Source organism: Streptomyces sp. NPDC091287, assembly GCF_044768525.1.
Taxonomy (GTDB): domain Bacteria; phylum Actinomycetota; class Actinomycetes; order Streptomycetales; family Streptomycetaceae; genus Streptomyces.
The window spans coordinates 85,758-102,703 of record NZ_JBIVUV010000011.1; the positions used below are offsets into that span (position 1 = coordinate 85,758).

Annotated in this window: 12 protein-coding genes; 11 read left to right on the top strand and 1 reads right to left on the bottom strand. The window is 68.5% G+C overall.

What is annotated here, in order from left to right:
• The first annotated feature begins 199 nt into the window (after positions 1-199).
• The 3 genes from ACIQRW_RS19920 (at position 200) to ACIQRW_RS19930 (ending at position 2,374) form a co-directional block, all read left to right on the top strand.
• A complete protein-coding gene (locus tag ACIQRW_RS19920; RefSeq protein ID WP_403761883.1) occupies positions 200-1,213 on the top strand; it encodes an acetylxylan esterase in 1,014 nt (337 codons plus the stop codon).
• 251 nt (positions 1,214-1,464) lie between these two features.
• Positions 1,465-1,650: a hypothetical protein gene (locus ACIQRW_RS19925; RefSeq protein WP_032793318.1), complete on the top strand. Its 186-nt coding sequence runs from the start codon at positions 1,465-1,467 to the stop codon at positions 1,648-1,650.
• On the top strand, positions 1,640-2,374 hold the full coding sequence (locus ACIQRW_RS19930; protein ID WP_403761885.1) for a hypothetical protein: 735 nt from the start codon (positions 1,640-1,642) through the stop codon (positions 2,372-2,374). Before ACIQRW_RS19925 ends, ACIQRW_RS19930 begins: the two co-directional genes overlap by 11 nt.
• A 109-nt stretch (positions 2,375-2,483) precedes the next feature.
• On the opposite strand, the gene ACIQRW_RS19935 is transcribed toward ACIQRW_RS19930, so the two are convergent.
• Positions 2,484-3,554, bottom strand: coding sequence for a LacI family DNA-binding transcriptional regulator (locus tag ACIQRW_RS19935; RefSeq protein ID WP_403761888.1), 1,071 nt, complete (start codon positions 3,552-3,554; stop codon positions 2,484-2,486).
• A 382-nt stretch (positions 3,555-3,936) separates the two neighbouring features.
• Between ACIQRW_RS19935 and ACIQRW_RS19940 the strand changes: the two genes are divergently transcribed.
• The 8 genes from ACIQRW_RS19940 (at position 3,937) to ACIQRW_RS19975 (ending at position 16,915) form a co-directional block, all read left to right on the top strand.
• On the top strand, positions 3,937-6,381 hold the full coding sequence (locus ACIQRW_RS19940; protein WP_403761891.1) for an ABC transporter substrate-binding protein: 2,445 nt from the start codon (positions 3,937-3,939) through the stop codon (positions 6,379-6,381).
• 379 nt (positions 6,382-6,760) lie between these two features.
• Positions 6,761-8,635 carry a translational GTPase TypA gene (typA, locus tag ACIQRW_RS19945; protein WP_403761894.1) on the top strand — a complete coding sequence of 625 codons (1,875 nt, stop codon included), beginning with the start codon at positions 6,761-6,763 and terminating at the stop codon, positions 8,633-8,635.
• Between the two features lie 652 nt (positions 8,636-9,287).
• Positions 9,288-10,907 (top strand): ABC transporter substrate-binding protein, encoded by a 1,620-nt coding sequence (locus ACIQRW_RS19950; RefSeq protein WP_403761897.1) that lies wholly within the window; start codon positions 9,288-9,290, stop codon positions 10,905-10,907.
• Between the two features lie 128 nt (positions 10,908-11,035).
• Positions 11,036-11,965, top strand: a complete 930-nt coding sequence (locus tag ACIQRW_RS19955; RefSeq protein ID WP_403761900.1) for an ABC transporter permease — start codon at positions 11,036-11,038, stop codon at positions 11,963-11,965.
• Positions 11,958-12,911 (top strand): ABC transporter permease, encoded by a 954-nt coding sequence (locus ACIQRW_RS19960; protein ID WP_403761903.1) that lies wholly within the window; start codon positions 11,958-11,960, stop codon positions 12,909-12,911. Before ACIQRW_RS19955 ends, ACIQRW_RS19960 begins: the two co-directional genes overlap by 8 nt.
• Positions 12,912-12,922: 11 nt before the next feature.
• Positions 12,923-13,981 (top strand): ABC transporter ATP-binding protein, encoded by a 1,059-nt coding sequence (locus ACIQRW_RS19965; protein ID WP_403761906.1) that lies wholly within the window; start codon positions 12,923-12,925, stop codon positions 13,979-13,981.
• On the top strand, positions 13,974-15,116 hold the full coding sequence (locus tag ACIQRW_RS19970) for a dipeptide ABC transporter ATP-binding protein (RefSeq protein WP_361874485.1): 1,143 nt from the start codon (positions 13,974-13,976) through the stop codon (positions 15,114-15,116). Before ACIQRW_RS19965 ends, ACIQRW_RS19970 begins: the two co-directional genes overlap by 8 nt.
• 164 nt (positions 15,117-15,280) lie before the next feature.
• Entirely contained in the window at positions 15,281-16,915 is a 1,635-nt protein-coding gene (locus ACIQRW_RS19975) for an ABC transporter substrate-binding protein (RefSeq protein WP_403761909.1), read from the top strand.
• Positions 16,916-16,946 lie beyond the last annotated feature (31 nt).

Below are 16,946 nucleotides of genomic sequence, written 5' to 3' on the forward strand. Positions count from 1 at the left end.
TCACTCTGCGCCAGTCCTTCGGGAATCCGCAAGAGGGTGCTGGGTCACACTCGTGCAACGTGCTCGACATCCGGGCGCCTTGTGGTTGAACCGTAAACGCACCGTTTGTGGAAGAACAGGCGGTGTGACCGATTCGTCGTCGGGGGTCGGCGCCGGGGGCACGCCCGGCGTCGGCGTGGTCGGCGTCTACCCTCGCGGCATGGCCTCATCCGTCGCCTTCTCCCACGACTTCCCGTTCGACCCGGCCTACGGGTACGACGCGCCGGACGCCCTGCTGGGCATCCCCGCCCCGCCCGCCCCCGACGGCTTCGACGCCTTCTGGCGGGGCCGGTACGCGCGAGCCCGCGCCGTCGACACGCGGCCGGTCCTCGGCCCGGTCGAGGAGGAGCGCGACGGCCTCCGGATCCACGGCGTGACCTACACCTCCGTGGGTGGCGTCCGGCTCGGCGGCTGGCTCGCCCTGCCCGCCGAGGGACCCGTCCGGTACGGATTCGTCGTCGGGCACGGCTACGGCGGCCGCCAGGAGCCCGGCCGTGACCTTCCGGCGCCGCTGCCCGGGTCCGCCGTGATCCTGCCGTGCGTACGGGGCATGGGGGAGCGGGGCCGGGTCGACTCCATCCCGGACGTGGCCGACGCGCACGTCCTGCACGGCATCGGCTCCCGCGACACCTACGTCATCGGCGACTGCGCGGCCGACCTGTGGTGCGCCGCCTCCGCCCTCACGGCGCTCGTCCCGGAGCTGGCGGGGGCCGGCCTCCCGGGCGGGCCCCGCCTCGGCTACCTGGGCGAGAGCTTCGGCGGCGGACTCGGGGCCCTCGCGCTGCCCTGGGACGACCGCTTCGGCGCGGCCCAACTCACGGTCCCCACCTTCGGCAACCACCCGCTGCGCCTGACCCTGCTTTGCGCGGGCAGCGGTGAGGCGGTCCGGGCGCACCACCGCGAGCACCCCGAGGTCACGTGTGTCCTCGGCTACTTCGACGCGGCGACGGCGGCGACCCGGCTGACGCTGCCCACGCTGGTCGCGGCCGCGCTGTTCGACCCGTCCGTGCCGCCGCCGGGGCAGTTCGCCGTGCACAACGCGCTGGCCGGCGAGCGTGAACTCCAGGTGCTGACGGCGGGGCACTTCGCGTACCGGGGCATGGTGGCCGAGGCGGCGGAGCTGGACGCGAACCGGACGCGGTTCTTCGGGGAGCGGCTGGCGGCGGTGGGTTGATGGCGGTGGGCCGTCAGCCGCGGGTCGCGACGGTGAGGATCGTGTTTGCGTGCCTGGCATGGCAGCGAGGTCACCGGCCGCAGCCCCCCCCCGCAGTCCCCGCACTTCTCCGCCTGCGCCGGAGAGCTGCGGACGACAGGAGTTACGGGTTGCCGAAAGTCGGCCTCGTGTGGGTGACTTTGCCCTGGAGAGGTAACACAGTTGTCAGTGGTCCCTGCTTGACTGTGGCCATCGAACCCAGGGAGCGAGTTATGCCGACTGTGATCCATAGGACGCGCAGCGAGCTTGAAGCCCAGCGTGAGCAACTGCTGGCGAGCGTGAACATGACCTACGACGAGCTCGCGGAACGCGCTGCCACCTACAGCCTCAGCATGAACGAGTTGGACGTGTGGCACACGATCGAAGGTCTCGACTACCTTCTCGAAGGTGACTGCTGAAGAGGCTAAGGCCCTCGACGTATCAGCGACGGATTTCGCTGACCAACTGACTGCCCTGACGCGGGGTGTCCTCGGCGAGGACACCCCGCGTTTTCACGCGATCAACATGGGTTCCAAGATCAGAGTCTCGCCGATACGGGAGGACGAAGTTCTCCAGCGAATCCCGGTCAGCATCGGTGGGGAGCAGCGTCTTAGCCTCATGGTCCGGTTCTACTGCTGTTGGGACGGGTCCAGCACGTTCATGGCTACCGATCAGGCCGACGTGCACGTCTTCTACGCCGGGAGCCCGGACCCGTTGTTCCGCTTTGAATACGTTCGGCGGAGCAAAGAGCCGCCGGGCGCTCATGTGCAGGTGCATGCGCATCGCGATGAGGTCGCGTACCTCCTGCGGCTGGCGGAGAAGGGGCGTCCGAAGCAGAAGTTCAACAGGCTGCCGCGCTTGGCGGAGCTGCACTTGCCGGTTGGCGGGCACAGGATGCGTCCGGCGCTGGAGGACGTGTTGCTCTTCCTGAAGCGCGAGTTCGCGATTGATACGGTCGACGGCTGGAAGGCCGTGATCGATGAGCATCTGCGCAGTTGGCGGCTGAGGCAGCTGAAGACCGCGGTCAGGGATGCCCCTGACTCCGCCGCCCAGGTTCTGCGGAGCCTCGGGTACACAGTGGTCGAGCCGCTGGTGCCCGGGACGCGGCAGGCGTCGGATGAGGTAAAGCTGTTCTGGCCCTGACGCTCAGGCAAGCCGTGCGGAGTCTGTAAGCACGTGTTCGATCCGCAGCCGCCTGGCGGGAGCCGAGTGCTCGACGGCCCCCGCCACTCGCCGTGGCCGGCCGGGGCCCTCAGCCGCAGCCGCAGCTCGCGCGGCGGGTCACGGAGACCGGCAGCTCCAGGGAGACCGGGGCGCGGCCCGGGTCCGCCAGGCGTTGCACCAGCAGCTCGACCGCCTGCTCGCCCAGGTGCCGGATCGGCTGGCGGACGGTCGTCAGGGGCGGGCGGACGATCCGGCTCAGCGGGATCCCGTCGAACCCGGTCACGGCGATGTCCTCGGGCACCCGCACCCCGCGCCGCTCCAGCGCCTGGAGTGCGCCGACCGCCATCTGGTCGTTGGCGAACAGCATCGCCTCCGGCCGCTCCACCCCCGTACCCTCCGACCGGTCCAGCAGGGTGCCCGCCGCCCGCGCGCCCTCGGCCTGCGTCATCATCCCGGCGCGCAGCTCCGGCCGGGAGGGCACCGGCAGACCCGCGTCCCGGCACCCCTGCTGGAAGCCCCGGAACCGGGCCTGGGCGTCCGGAGAATTCTCCTCGCCGCCGATGAACGCCAGCCTGCGCAGCCCGTGGTCCTCGATGAGATGGCGGGTCAGTTCGCGCTCGCCCTCGGCGTTGGCCACCACGATGTGGTCCAGGTGGTCGATCTCGCGCGGCCCGGAGAGCATGACCACGGGCAGCCGGCGCGATATCACCTCCAGGTCCTCGGTCGGCACGGTCCGCGCCAGTACGGCGAACCCGTCGACCCGCCCCGCGACCTTCGCCACCAGGCTCTCCGGCCCGCCGTCCAACGCGGCGGCGATCAGCAGGGCGTAGCCGTGCCGCCGGGCCGCCCGCTCCATGCCCCGGATGATCTGGTCGGAGTAGAGCATGACGGCCTGGTCGTCGTCCGCGTCGCTCGCGGCGGCGGAGATCTCGGCGTCCTGGTCCGCGAAGTCGGGGAAGCACAGCCCGAGCACGCCCGTCGTCCGGCTGGCCAGGCCCCGGGCGCTGCCGGACGGCACGTACCCCAGCTCGCGGGCCGCCTCCATGACCTTCTCGCGGGTCTGGGCGCGTACGGATTCGGGGTTCCGGTAGACCCGGGAGACCGTGGCAATGGAGACGCCCGACCGCTCGGCGACGTCGTACACCGTGGGGGCGCTCACTCGACCGACCGTCCGCTTCTTCTTCCGTAGCGCCGCGCCTGGCGCGTGTGCTGATACCGGGGCCGGCGGCCTGCTCGCCTGCCGATGCGATCACGAGGCCCGTGAAAGCGCATTCACCCTAGATCGTGGGCCGCGGGGGGAGCAAGGCCACCCGGGGTCGCGCCGAGCGTGCGCCGGGTGTCGCGCGGCCCGCGGGAGCGAAACGTTCCTCCGGCCGGGTGAGCTTGCGACCGCCGCCCGCCGTGTCTGCGCCCCCTCGCGCGAGGGGGCGTTTTCAGTGGGCGGAAGGAATCAGTGTGATCAACTGCAAATGCCACCACATACGCACTATCCGGGCCATTCCGGTACGGGGTGGTCCGGGCCGGCCCCGGAGGTACCAGCCATGTCCCACGTCGGCGTCCCGCGCGGGACGGTTCGAAAGCGTCGATCACTCGCGCTCCTCACGGCGGGGGTGCTCACGATCCCGGTGCTGGCCGGCTGCAGCTCCGGCAGCGAGGAGACCTCCCGGGGCGTGCCCCAGGACATCGCACCCGCCGCCCGCCAGGCGGTCGCCGACGGTTCGACGGTGAACTGGGCGGTCGACGCGCTGCCCGCCACCTTCAACGCCTTCCAGGCGGACGCGGACAGCGCCACCACCCGGATCACCGGAGCCCTGCTCCCGACGCTCTTCCCGATGGACAAGTCCGGGCAGCCGAAGCTCAACACGGACTACCTGGAGTCCGCGAAGATCATCGAGCGCGAGCCGAAGCAGGTCGTGCTCTACAAGCTCAACCAGCAGGCGGTGTGGAGCGACGGGCGGGAGATCGGGGCCCCCGACTTCGTCGCCCAGTGGCGGGCGCTCAGGGGCAAGGACTCCGCGTTCTGGACGGCCCGCAACTCCGGTTACGAGCGGATCGAGAAGATCGAGCGGGGCGCGGACGACCTCCAGGTGCGGGTCACGTTCGCCAAGCCGTACGGGGACTGGCGCTCGCTCTTCTCGCCGCTCTACCCGAAGGAGATCACCGGCTCGCCCGACGCCTTCAACGACGGCGCGCGCACCACCCTGAAGAACACCGCCGGACCCTTCGTCCTGCGCGGCGTCAGCAAGCCCGAGGGCACCGTCACGCTGGCCCGCAACCCGCGCTGGTGGGGCGACAAGGCGAAGCTGGACACCCTCGTCTTCCGGGCCGTCGCCGCGGGGGACCGTACCGAGGCCCTCGCCGACGGCACGGTGGACGTCGCCGACATCGACGCCGCCACCGCCGACCGCATCGCGCTCGCCCGCCGCGACCGGGGCAGCAACGGCCAGCCGCTCGCCCACGGCCCGGGCTCCGAGACCACGCCCGCCGCGGCCCTGCGCTCCTGGGCCCTGGCGCACGGCTCCGACGAGGAGGCCGCGGAGATCGCGCAGGCCGCCCGGGAGAAGAACCGCAAGGCCGTCGTCGCGTACACCGCTGAACAGAAGGCCCTGCGCGACTTCGCGGTCCGCAAGTCCCTGGAACCCGCCTACACCCAGCTCGCGCTGAACGGCGAGTCCGGCCCCCTCGCCGACGACCGGGTCCGGCGGGCGGTGGCCCGCGCCCTGGACCGCGAGGAGCTGGCCCGAACGGTGCTGGGGCCGCTGGGCCTTCCGGCGAAGCCGCTCGGCAGCCACCTCGCCCTCGCGGGGCAGCCCGGCTACAAGGACGGCAGCGGGGCGCTCGGCGACCAGAACACCAAGGAGGCCCAGGCCCTGCTGGCGGACGCCGGCTGGACGCGGGGCGGCGCGGCGCAGCCGCCCAAGGACACCAAGGCGGGCAGCGAGGCGGAGAAGAAGGGCGACAAGGGCGAAGAGGGCGACGCCGAGGGCGCGAAGGAGGACGCGGAGAAGAAGTCCGCCGAGGGCGCGAAGAGCGAGAAGGCCGGGCAGGACACCGAGGAGAAGGCCGAGAAGGCCGAGAAGGCCGAGAAGGCCGAGAAGAAGGAAGCAGAGGGGGAGAAGGCCGGCCAGGCCTCCGAGGACAGCGCCTCCCGTGACGAGGGCCTCTACATCGTCGGCGAGGACAACAAGCCCGGCGCCCACGCCCCCGCGCAGGCCGCCTCCACCGGCGGCGCCTCGGCCATCCACGTCCTGGCTCCCGGCCGGACGGCCGCCGCCCAGAGCGCCGCCCTGCGCCGCCAGGCCGGCGCCCTCGGTGAGGACGGCGCCGTCGCCGCCCAGGACAAGCAGCCCGGGGGAGCCGCCGGGGCGTACGCCCCCGTCGGCACCGCCGCCCCGGCGCCCGCCGCGGCCAAGGGGCAGCTCGGCAAGGACGGCAAGGCGCTGAACCTCCGCTTCGTCCTCCCCTCCGGAGCCGGCTCCCAGTCGCTGCGCAGCGTCGGCGACAAGATCGCGGTGATGCTGGAGAAGATCGGCATCGGCACGGAGATCATCAAGGTCCCCGACGAGAGCTACTTCAAGGACCACGTCGCCTCCGGCGCGTACGACCTGGCGCTCTACTCGTGGCCCGCCACCGCCTACCCGGCCACCGACGGACGCCCGATCTACGCCAAGCCGGAGCCCGCCACCGACGGGTCGCTCCTCGTGGAGCAGAACTACACCCGGGTCGGCACCGACCATATCGACCAGCTCTTCGACCAGGCAGCCGCCGAACTCGACGAGAAGGCGGCGCGGGAGCTGATGAAGCAGGCGGACGCCCGGATCTGGGCCGCCGCCGGATCGATTCCGCTCTTCCAGCGCCCTCAGCTGGTCGCGGTCGACAAGAAGCTCGCGAACGTCGGGGCGTTCGGATTCGCGGCCCCCCGTTACCAGGACATCGGGTTCAAGAACCGGCAAGCGGCAGGTTCCCCCGCAGACCGCAAGAAGTAGCGGGGAACCACCACACCTCCCCGCCGCCAAGCTCAGATGCACCTCAAAACCCTTGCCCGCCGGTTCGCCCGGCGGGCAGTGTGGTTTCTGCCCTGACCCGGGCCGTTCATCGCTTCACCGCTCCTCACCCCCCCCACAAAGCTCCACCACAGCTCCGCCTGAATCCGGCCACACCGATGGCTCGGTTGCACCTTGACAGCGGCTGAATATCGCCTGAATCACACGGGAAGACCGCGTCCGCGGATCGGTCCGGGAAGCCCGGTCGGCCCCGGGCCCGTACGATGGGACGAGCCGTGGCGTGCCGCCCGGCGGGCGTACGAGGACTCGAAGACCGACTGAGACGCCTGATCCCACGATCCGAGAGAAGCGCAAGCCACCCATGCCCACGCGCCACGACATCCGTAACGTAGCCATCGTCGCCCACGTCGACCACGGCAAGACCACGCTGGTCGACGCCATGCTCAAGCAGGCCGGAGCGTTCGCCGCCCACGCCGCCGAGCACCTCGACGACCGCATGATGGACTCGAACGACCTGGAGCGTGAGAAGGGCATCACGATCCTCGCCAAGAACACGGCGGTGAAGTATCACCCCAAGGACGGCGGGGACCCGATCACGATCAACATCATCGACACCCCCGGCCACGCCGACTTCGGCGGCGAGGTCGAGCGCGGTCTGTCGATGGTGGACGCGGTCGTGCTGCTCGTCGACGCCTCCGAGGGCCCGCTGCCCCAGACCCGCTTCGTGCTGCGCAAGGCGCTGTCCGCGAAGATGCCGGTCATCCTGTGCATCAACAAGACGGACCGCCCCGACTCCCGGATCGCCGAGGTCGTCGACGAGACGTACGACCTGTTCCTGGACCTGGACGCGGACGAGGACCAGATCGAGTTCCCGATCGTCTACGCCTGCGCCCGTGACGGCGTCGCCTCGCTGACCAAGCCCGAGGACGGCACCGTCCCGCCGGACAGCGAGAACCTGGAGCCGTTCTTCAACACCATCCTGTCGCACGTCCCGGCCCCGGAGTTCGACGCGGACGCGCCGCTCCAGGCCCACGTCACCAACCTGGACGCCGACAACTTCCTCGGCCGTATCGCGCTATGCCGCGTCGAGCAGGGCGAGCTGCGCAAGGGCCAGACGGTCACCTGGATCAAGCGCGACGGCACCATGTCCAACGTCCGCATCACCGAGCTGATGATGACCGAGGCGCTCACCCGCAAGCCGGCCGAGGTGGCGGGCCCGGGCGACATCTGCGCCGTCGCCGGATTCCCGGACATCATGATCGGCGAGACCCTGGCCGACCCCGAGAACCCGATCGCGCTCCCGCTGATCACGGTCGACGAGCCGGCCATCTCGATGACCATCGGCACCAACACCTCGCCGCTCGTCGGCAAGGGCGGCAAGGGCCACAAGGTCACCGCCCGCCAGGTGAAGGACCGCCTCGACCGCGAGCTGATCGGTAACGTCTCGCTCCGCGTCCTGGACACCGAGCGCCCCGACGCCTGGGAGGTCCAGGGCCGCGGTGAGCTCGCGCTCGCCATCCTGGTCGAGCAGATGCGCCGCGAGGGCTTCGAGCTGACCGTCGGCAAGCCCGAGGTCGTCACCAAGCAGATCGACGGCAAGACCCACGAGCCGATCGAGCGCATGACGATCGACTCCCCCGAGGAGCACCTCGGCGCCATCACGCAGCTCATGGCGACCCGCAAGGGCCGTATGGAGACCATGACGAACCACGGTTCGGGCTGGGTCCGCATGGAGTGGATCGTCCCCTCCCGCGGCCTCATCGGCTTCCGTACGGAGTTCCTGACGCAGACCCGCGGCACCGGCATCGCGCACTCGATCTTCGAGGGTCACGAGCCGTGGTTCGGCGAGCTGCGCACCCGTCACAACGGCTCCCTGGTGGCCGACCGTTCGGGCTCCGTCACGCCGTTCGCGATGGTCAACCTCCAGGAGCGCGGTGTCATCTTCACCGAGGCCGGCACCGAGGTCTACGAGGGCATGATCGTCGGCGAGAACTCCCGCGCCGACGACATGGACGTGAACATCACCAAGGAGAAGAAGCTCACCAACATGCGTGCGGCCTCCGCGGACACCACGGAGAACGTGGTCCCGGCCCGCAAGCTGTCGCTGGAGCAGTCCCTGGAGTTCTGCCGCGAGGACGAGTGCATCGAGGTGACCCCGGAGACCGTGCGCATCCGCAAGGTCGTCCTGGACGCCAAGCAGCGTGGCCGCACGGCCTCGCGCGCCAAGCACGGCTGACACCACCGGACCGAACGGCTGACGTCAGGCCCGTAGTACGGCTGACACGTGGCCCCTTGGGCCGTGTGAGGACCGCCCGGAAGCCCCCTGAGGGCTTCCGGGCGGTCCTGTGTCCCCGTCCGGAAGCCCCTGGACTCCCCCGGGGCCCCGGGGGAGCCGCAGGAGTCCCGGAGGGCCCCGCACTTCCCGGAGCCGCACACTCCGTATGGGGAGACGCCCAGCGCCGTCCCGAGGTCCGTCCGACGGCCCGTCAGCACAGGCATTGACAGAAGGCCCGGCTCACCACGGACACTGTGGTGGGCCGGGTCTTCGTCAATCTCTTTTTCTGACCAAGGTGTCCGGATATCGGGGGTCGCTCTCCGGAACATGTGTTAACAGTCCGTTTCGGGCGTGTCTGTCTGGGATCGCTTTGTCCGGATTTCGGGCACGCAGAGGGTGCTGATGTTGTCAAACCGAGACCCTTTAAGTGTGGTTTACAGCCCGGCCGTACTCAATAGTTGGCTCCATTGAGCTCGGGTCAATGGGTCACGCACTGTGGGGAGTGCCGACTCACGAGCACACTCGGGGCACTGAACGATCACCGTCAGGGGTGTCGGTGAATCTCTCCAGTGCCCTTCTTGTAGTCAAAAGTGGACTCATGAGGAGGAAACCCATGCGCGGTGCCAAGAGCGCCAAGTGGGTCGCGGGAGCGGCCGTCATCGCCCTGGCCGCGACTGCCTGTGGCGGCGGCGACAGCAGCGACGAAGGCAAGAAGAACACGTCGGGACAGCCCGCCGGTTACGTCTCGATCGACGTCGGCGAGCCCCAGAAGCCTCTGATGCCGGCCGACACGAACGAGAGCAACGGCTCGTACGTCATCCAGTCGCTGTTCACCCAGCTGCTGGACTTCGACGACAAGGGCGAGATCGTTCTCACGAACGCCGAGTCCGTCGAGACCGAGGACTCCAAGACGTGGACCGTCAAGCTCAAGGCCGGCTGGAAGTTCCACAACGGTGAGGCCGTGACCGCGCAGTCGTACATCGACGCGTGGAACTGGTACGCCAACGTCGAGAACAAGCAGCAGAACGCGTTCTGGTTCTCCGACATCAAGGGCTACGCGGACGTCCACCCCGAGAAGGGTGCGCCGAAGTCCAAGGAGATGTCCGGTCTCAAGGCCGTGGACGACACCACGTTCACGATCGAGCTGGCGTCGAAGGTCCCGTACTTCAACTACAAGCTCGGTTACGCGACGTTCGCGCCGCTGCCGAAGGTCTTCTACGACGACCCGAAGGCGTTCGGCCAGAAGCCGATCGGCAACGGCCCGTACACGTTCGAGAAGTGGACCCACAAGAAGCTCATCCAGGTCAAGGCCTGGGACGAGTACCAGGGCCCGAACAAGGCTGCCAACAAGGGCATCCAGTTCAAGAACTACTCGACCGTCGAGGCCGCCTACTCGGACGTCATCTCCGGCAACCTGGACATGATCCGCCAGGTCGGCCCGCGTGACCTGCCCAAGTACAAGACGGACCTGGGCGACGGCGCGATCGAGCAGCCCTACGCCGCGATCCAGACGCTGGTCCCGGCCTTCTACACGGACACGTTCAAGGAGATCGACCCCAAGGTCCTCCAGGGCCTGTCCATGGGCATCGACCGTGACACGATCACCAAGACCGTCCTGAACAACACCCGAACCCCCGCGACGAGCTTCACGCCGCCGCAGGTCAAGGGCAACCAGCAGCTTGAGTCGGACTTCCTGAAGTACGACCCGGTCAAGGCGAAGGCTCTCATCAAGGAGGGCGGCGGTGTTCCGGGCAACAAGTTCTCCATCCAGTACAACGCCGACGGCGGGCACAAGGAGTGGGTGACCGCGGTCTGCGAGTCCATCCGCAACGCCACCGGGGTCGACTGCGTGGGCGACGCGAAGCCGGACTTCCCGACCGACCTCGAGGCTCGTGACAACAACGAGGTCAAGGGCATGTACCGCGGTGGCTGGGTCGCCGACTACCCGGTCAACGTGAACTTCCTCAAGGAGCTCTACCACTCCAAGGCGGAGTCGAACAACGGTCGCTTCGCCGACAAGGAGATCGACGAGCTGATGGCCAAGGGCGACAAGGCGGACTCCCTGGAGGAGTCGGTCGCCGCCTACCAGGAGGTCGAGAAGGCGCTCGTCGAGAAGATGCCTGCGATCCCGCTCTGGTACTACCGCATCAACGGCGGCCACGGAAAGAACGTCGACAACGTCAAGGTCGACTTCCACGGTGACCTCGAACTGACCGGCGTCACCACCAAGTAACGCCTGCGGGTCATTCCCCAACTGGCCGTCATCCGCCCGTGCTGCCCCTCAGCACGGCCGGAGGCGCGGGGGTCGCCTCTGCGAAGAGGCGGCCCCCGCGCCGCAGTTATCCCCACACGGAGGCACCCATGGGGCGCTATGTCGCACGACGACTGCTCCAGATGATCCCGGTCTTCCTCGGGTCGACCCTGCTGGTCTTCCTGATGATGTACGCACTGCCCGGCGACCCCGTCAGAGCACTTGCCGGTGAACAGCACGTGGACGCGGCACAGATCGCGTCGATGAAGGCCGATCTGGGCCTGGACCAGCCGATCTGGCAGCAGTATTTGAACTACCTGGGCAATTTGTTCCAGGGCGACCTCGGAACCCAGATCGGAACGCAGCGTCCGGTCGCCGAAGTCATCTCCGACGCCTACCCGATCACCGTCAGACTGGCGATCTTCGCCTTCGTCTTCACGGTCGTCGCCGGGATCTCGCTCGGCATCGTCGCCGGCCTCAAGGCCGAGTCCCTCCGGGACCGCGGTCTGCTCGGTCTGACGCTGGTGCTGATCTCCATGCCGTCCTTCGTGCTGGGCTTCCTCGTTCAGTACCTCTTCGCGTTCCAGCTCGGCATCGCCAAGCCGAACGTGAGTCTCGAACCGACCAACACCGAGTTGATCATGCCGGCCATCGTGCTGGCATCGCTGTCACTCGCGTACGTCGCCCGCCTCACCCGTACCTCGGTCGCCGAGAACATGCGCGCCGACTACATGCGTACGGCTGTCGCCAAGGGCCTGCCGCGCCGCCGCGTCATCGGCGTCCACCTGATGCGCAACTCGCTCATCCCGGTCGTCACCTTCCTCGGCACCGACATCGGCGCCCTGATGGGCGGCGCGATCGTGACCGAGGGCATCTTCAACATCAAGGGCGTCGGATCGCTCGTCTTCGAGGCTCTGGGCAAGCGTGAGGGTGCCACCGTCGTCGGCGTCGTGACGCTGCTCGTCGTCGTCTATCTCATCTGCAGCCTGCTCGTCGACCTGCTCTACGCGGTCCTGGACCCGAGGATCCGGTATGCCTGACACCACCGCACTCAAGAGCACCGACGCTTCGGCCACCCCGGTCGACGCGCCGCCCGCCACGGACGCGGGCCCCGCGCCCGGCAAGCCGCGCAGCCTCTGGTCGGACGCCTGGCACGACCTGCGGCGCAACCCGCTCTTCATCATCTCGATGGTGCTGATCCTGCTGCTCGCCGTGATGTCGATCTTCCCGGGGCTGTTCACCAGCGCCTCGCCGAGGGAAGCCAACCTGGCCGAGCACTACCTCCAGCACCCGAACTGGGGCCACTTCTTCGCCCCCGACTGGCTCGGCTACGACGGCCAGGGACGCTCGATCTACGCGCGTCTCGTCTACGGCGCCCGCGCCTCGATCACCGTCGGCGTCGTGGTGACCCTCGCGGTCACCATCACCGGCCTGGTCATCGGCATGCTCGCCGGTTACTTCGGCGGCTGGATCGACACGATCCTGTCCCGCATCACCGACGTCTTCTTCGGTGTCCCCTTCATCGTAGGCGCCATGGTCATCCTGACCAGCTTCGAGAAGCGCTCGGTGTGGGTCGTGATCCTTTCGCTGGCCTTCCTCGGCTGGACGTCCATCGCCCGTGTCGCCCGTGGCTCGGTCATCACGATCAAGCAGGCCGACTACGTGGTCGCCGCCAAGGCGCTCGGCGCCTCCACCACCCGGATCCTGACGCGGCACATCCTGCCGAACGCCATCGCTCCGGTGATCGTGGTCGCCACCATCGCGCTCGGTGGTTACATCGCCGCCGAGGCCACCCTGTCGTTCCTCGGCATCGGCCTCGCCGAGCCGACGGTCTCGTGGGGCATCGATGTGTCTGCTGCGAAGGACCAGCTCCGCAACGCGCCGTACGTCCTGGTCATCCCCTCGGTGATGGTCTCGATCACGGTGCTGTCCTTCCTGATGTTCGGCGATGCGGTCCGCAACGCCCTCGACCCCAAGATGCGCTGAGGGAGGCGTTCGTGACCACCATCGACAAGACGGCTCACGTCCCCGCACCGCGGGAGTCCGTGAGTGGCGACGGTCCACTGCTCGACGTCCGTGACCTGCACGTGGAGTTCCACACCCGCGACGGTGTGGCCAAGGCGGTCAACGGTGTGAACTACACCGTCAGCGCCGGCGAGACGCTCGCGGTGCTCGGCGAGTCCGGCTCCGGCAAGTCCGTGACCGCGCAGACCATCATGGGCATCCTCGACATGCCGCCCGGGAAGATCACGCAGGGCGAGATCCTCTTCCGCGGCCAGGACATGCTGAAGATGTCCAACGAGGAGCGCCGGAAGATCCGCGGCCGCAAGATCGCGATGATCTTCCAGGACGCGCTCTCCTCGCTGAACCCGGTCCTCTCCGTCGGCTACCAGCTCGGCGAGATGTTCCGTGTGCATCAGGGCCTCTCCAAGAAGGACGCCAAGGCCAAGTCCATCGAGCTGATGGACCAGGTCAAGATCCCGGCGGCGGCGGCCCGTATCGCGGACTACCCGCACCAGTTCTCCGGCGGCATGCGCCAGCGCATCATGATCGCCATGGCGCTGGCCCTGGAGCCGGACCTGATCATCGCGGACGAGCCGACCACCGCGCTCGACGTGACGGTGCAGGCCCAGGTCATGGACCTGCTGGCCGAGCTCCAGCGCGAGTACAACATGGGGCTCATCCTGATCACCCACGACCTCGGCGTCGTCGCCGACGTCGCGGACAAGATCGCCGTGATGTACGCGGGCCGGATCGTGGAGACGGCCCCGGTCGGCGAGCTGTACAGCCGCCCGGCGCACCCGTACACCAAGGGCCTGCTGGAATCGATCCCGCGCCTGGACCAGAAGGGCCAGGAGCTCTACGCGATCAAGGGCCTGCCGCCCAACCTGACGCGTATCCCCGCGGGCTGTGCCTTCAGCCCGCGCTGCCCCATGGCACAGGACATCTGCCGCACCGACGTCCCGCCGCTCGTCCCGGTGACCGAGCAGGACGGTCTGGAGCTCGTCGGCCGCGGCAGCGCGTGCCACTTCTGGAAGGAGACGATCCATGGCTGAGCTCAAGAAGGAGCCCGTGGACGCCACCCCGAACGTCTCCGACGTGGAGACCGTGGACGCCGCGACCGAGGCGGAGGCCGTAGCCGCCATCGACGCGCCCGTCAGCCAGGGCGAGCCGATCCTCCAGGTGCGGAACCTCGTCAAGCACTTCCCGCTCACCCAGGGCGTCCTCTTCAAGAAGCAGATCGGCGCGGTCAAGGCCGTCGACGGGATCTCCTTCGACCTGTACGCCGGTGAGACCCTCGGCATCGTGGGGGAGTCCGGCTGTGGCAAGTCCACGGTCGCCAAGCTCCTGATGACGCTGGAGCGGGCGACCGCCGGCGAGGTCTTCTACAAGGGTCAGGACATCACCAAGCTGTCCGGCCGCGCGCTGAAGGCCGTGCGCCGCAACATCCAGATGGTGTTCCAGGACCCGTACACCTCGCTGAACCCGCGGATGACGGTCGGCGACATCATCGGGGAGACCTTCGAGATCCACCCCGAGGTGGCCCCGAAGGGCGACCGGCGCCGCCGCGTCCAGGAGCTCCTGGACGTCGTCGGGCTGAACCCGGAGTACATCAACCGGTACCCGCACCAGTTCTCCGGCGGTCAGCGCCAGCGCATCGGCATCGCCCGCGGCCTCGCGCTCAACCCGGAGATCATCATCTGCGACGAGCCGGTCTCCGCGCTCGACGTGTCGGTGCAGGCACAGGTCATCAACCTGATGGAGAAGCTCCAGGACGAGTTCAACCTGTCCTACCTCTTCATCGCGCACGACCTGTCCATCGTCCGGCACATCTCCGACCGGGTCGGCGTCATGTACCTCGGCAAGATGGCCGAGATCGGTACGGACACGCAGATCTACGACCACCCGACGCACCCCTACACCCAGGCGCTGCTGTCGGCGGTCCCGGTTCCCGACCCGTCGGCCCGTGAGGGACGCGACCGGATCATCCTGACCGGTGACGTTCCGTCACCGGCGAACCCGCCCTCGGGCTGCCGCTTCCGCACCCGGTGCTGGAAGGCGGAGGAGCGCTGCGCGACGGAGGAGCCCCTGCTGGCGATCCCCGAGCGCTTCGTCGCGGGAGCCACTCCTGCCACGCACGAGTCGGCGTGCCACTTCGCCGAGGAGCGCGACGTCGTGCACGCGGCGTAACTGCTTGCGGTTCCTGAACGGCAGATGCCCGGTTCCCCGAGGGGGACCGGGCATCGTCGCGTCCGCCCGCGCCCCCGCTCGTACGGGGTAAGCCCGCATGCGGTACATAGCGTTATGGGGTGATATGAGGCATTGAGCTACTCGATGACTCTAGGAGGCACTTCATGCGCGGAGCCACACAGGTCAGGTGGGCCGCATGTGCGGTGGCCGTCGCCCTGACAGCGACGGCCTGCGGCGGCGGTGGCGGTGACGACGGCGGCAGCGGCGGCGCCGACGGCATCGTCAGCTCCTCCTGGGGTGACCCGCAGAACCCGCTGGAACCCGCCAACACCAACGAGGTCCAGGGCGGCAAGGTCCTCGACATGGTCTTCCGCGGACTGATCCGCTACGACCCGAAGACCGGCGAGGCCCAGAACATGGTCGCCGAGTCCATCGACTCGACGGACTCCCAGAACTTCACGATCAAGCTCAAGGACGGCTGGACGTTCTCCAACGGCGAGAAGGTCACCGCCAAGTCCTTCGTCGACGCCTGGAACTACGGCGCCGCACTGAAGAACAACCAGAAGAACGCCTACTTCTTCCAGTACATCGAGGGCTACGACAAGGTCCACCCGGAGACCGGCTCCGCCTCCGCCGAGACCCTGTCCGGACTGAAGGTCGTCGACGACCTGACCTTCACCGCCAAGCTCACCCAGAAGTTCTCCCTGTGGCCCGACACCCTCGGCTACTCCGCCTTCGTCCCCCTGCCCAAGGCGTTCTACGACGACCACGACGCCTGGCTCTCCAAGCCCGTCGGGAACGGCCCGTACACCATCGAGTCGTACGCCAAGGGCTCCTCGATGAACCTGCGCAAGTGGGACGACTACCCGGGCGACGACAAGGCGAAGAACGGCGGCGTCGACCTCAAGGTCTTCACCGACAACAACACCGCCTACACCGACCTGACGTCGGGCAACCTCGACCTCGTCGACGACGTGCCCGCCTCCCAGCTCCGCAACGTCGAGGCGGACCTCGGCGACCGGTACATCAACACCCCCGCCGGCATCATCCAGACCCTGGCCTTCCCCTTCTACGACAAGGAGTGGGACACCGACGGCGCCCGCAAGGTCCGCCAGGGCCTCTCGATGGCGATCAACCGGCCGCAGATCACCGACCAGATCTTCCAGAAGACCCGCACCCCCGCCTCCGACTGGACCTCCCCGGTGCTCGGCGACGACGGCGGCTTCAAGAAGGGCCTCTGCGGCAAGGAGTGCACGTACGACAAGGCCGCGGCCAAGAAGCTGATCGACGAGGGCGGCGGCATCCCCGGCGGCCAGCTGAAGATCTCGTACAACGCGGACACCGGCTCCCACAAGGAATGGGTCGACGCCGTCTGCAACAGCATCAACAACGTCATGGGCAACAACAAGGCCTGCGTCGGCGGCCCCGTCGGCACCTTCGCCGACTTCCGCGCCCAGGTCTCCACCCAGAAGCTGAAGAGCGCCTGGCGCGCCGGCTGGCAGATGGACTACCCGCTGATCCAGAACTTCCTCCAGCCGCTCTACTACACCAACGCCCCGTCCAACGACGGCAAGTGGAGCAACCAGCAGTTCGACGACCTGATCGACAAGGCCAACGCCGAGAGTGACAAGGCGAAGGCCGTCACCACCTTCCAGGACGCGGAGAAGATCCTCGTCACGGAGATGCCGGTCATCCCGCTCTGGTACCAGAACGGCAGCGCCGGCTACTCGGACCGGGTCGACAACGTCGCGCTGAACCCGTTCAGCGTCCCGGTCTACGAAGAGATCACCGTCAAGTGACGCGCTGAGCGAGACGGACGGCCGGGACGCC

Excerpts from the sequence above, each read along its gene's own strand:
- ACIQRW_RS19920 (WP_403761883.1), top strand. The coding sequence starts at position 200 with ATGGCCTCATCCGTCGCCTTCTCCCACGACTTCCCGTTCGACCCGGCC.
- ACIQRW_RS19925 (WP_032793318.1), top strand. The coding sequence starts at position 1,465 with ATGCCGACTGTGATCCATAGGACGCGCAGCGAGCTTGAAGCCCAGCGT.
- ACIQRW_RS19940 (WP_403761891.1), top strand. The coding sequence starts at position 3,937 with ATGTCCCACGTCGGCGTCCCGCGCGGGACGGTTCGAAAGCGTCGATCA.
- typA (WP_403761894.1), top strand. The coding sequence starts at position 6,761 with ATGCCCACGCGCCACGACATCCGTAACGTAGCCATCGTCGCCCACGTC.
- ACIQRW_RS19950 (WP_403761897.1), top strand. The coding sequence starts at position 9,288 with ATGCGCGGTGCCAAGAGCGCCAAGTGGGTCGCGGGAGCGGCCGTCATC.
- ACIQRW_RS19955 (WP_403761900.1), top strand. The coding sequence starts at position 11,036 with ATGGGGCGCTATGTCGCACGACGACTGCTCCAGATGATCCCGGTCTTC.
- ACIQRW_RS19960 (WP_403761903.1), top strand. The coding sequence starts at position 11,958 with ATGCCTGACACCACCGCACTCAAGAGCACCGACGCTTCGGCCACCCCG.
- ACIQRW_RS19970 (WP_361874485.1), top strand. The coding sequence starts at position 13,974 with ATGGCTGAGCTCAAGAAGGAGCCCGTGGACGCCACCCCGAACGTCTCC.
- ACIQRW_RS19975 (WP_403761909.1), top strand. The coding sequence starts at position 15,281 with ATGCGCGGAGCCACACAGGTCAGGTGGGCCGCATGTGCGGTGGCCGTC.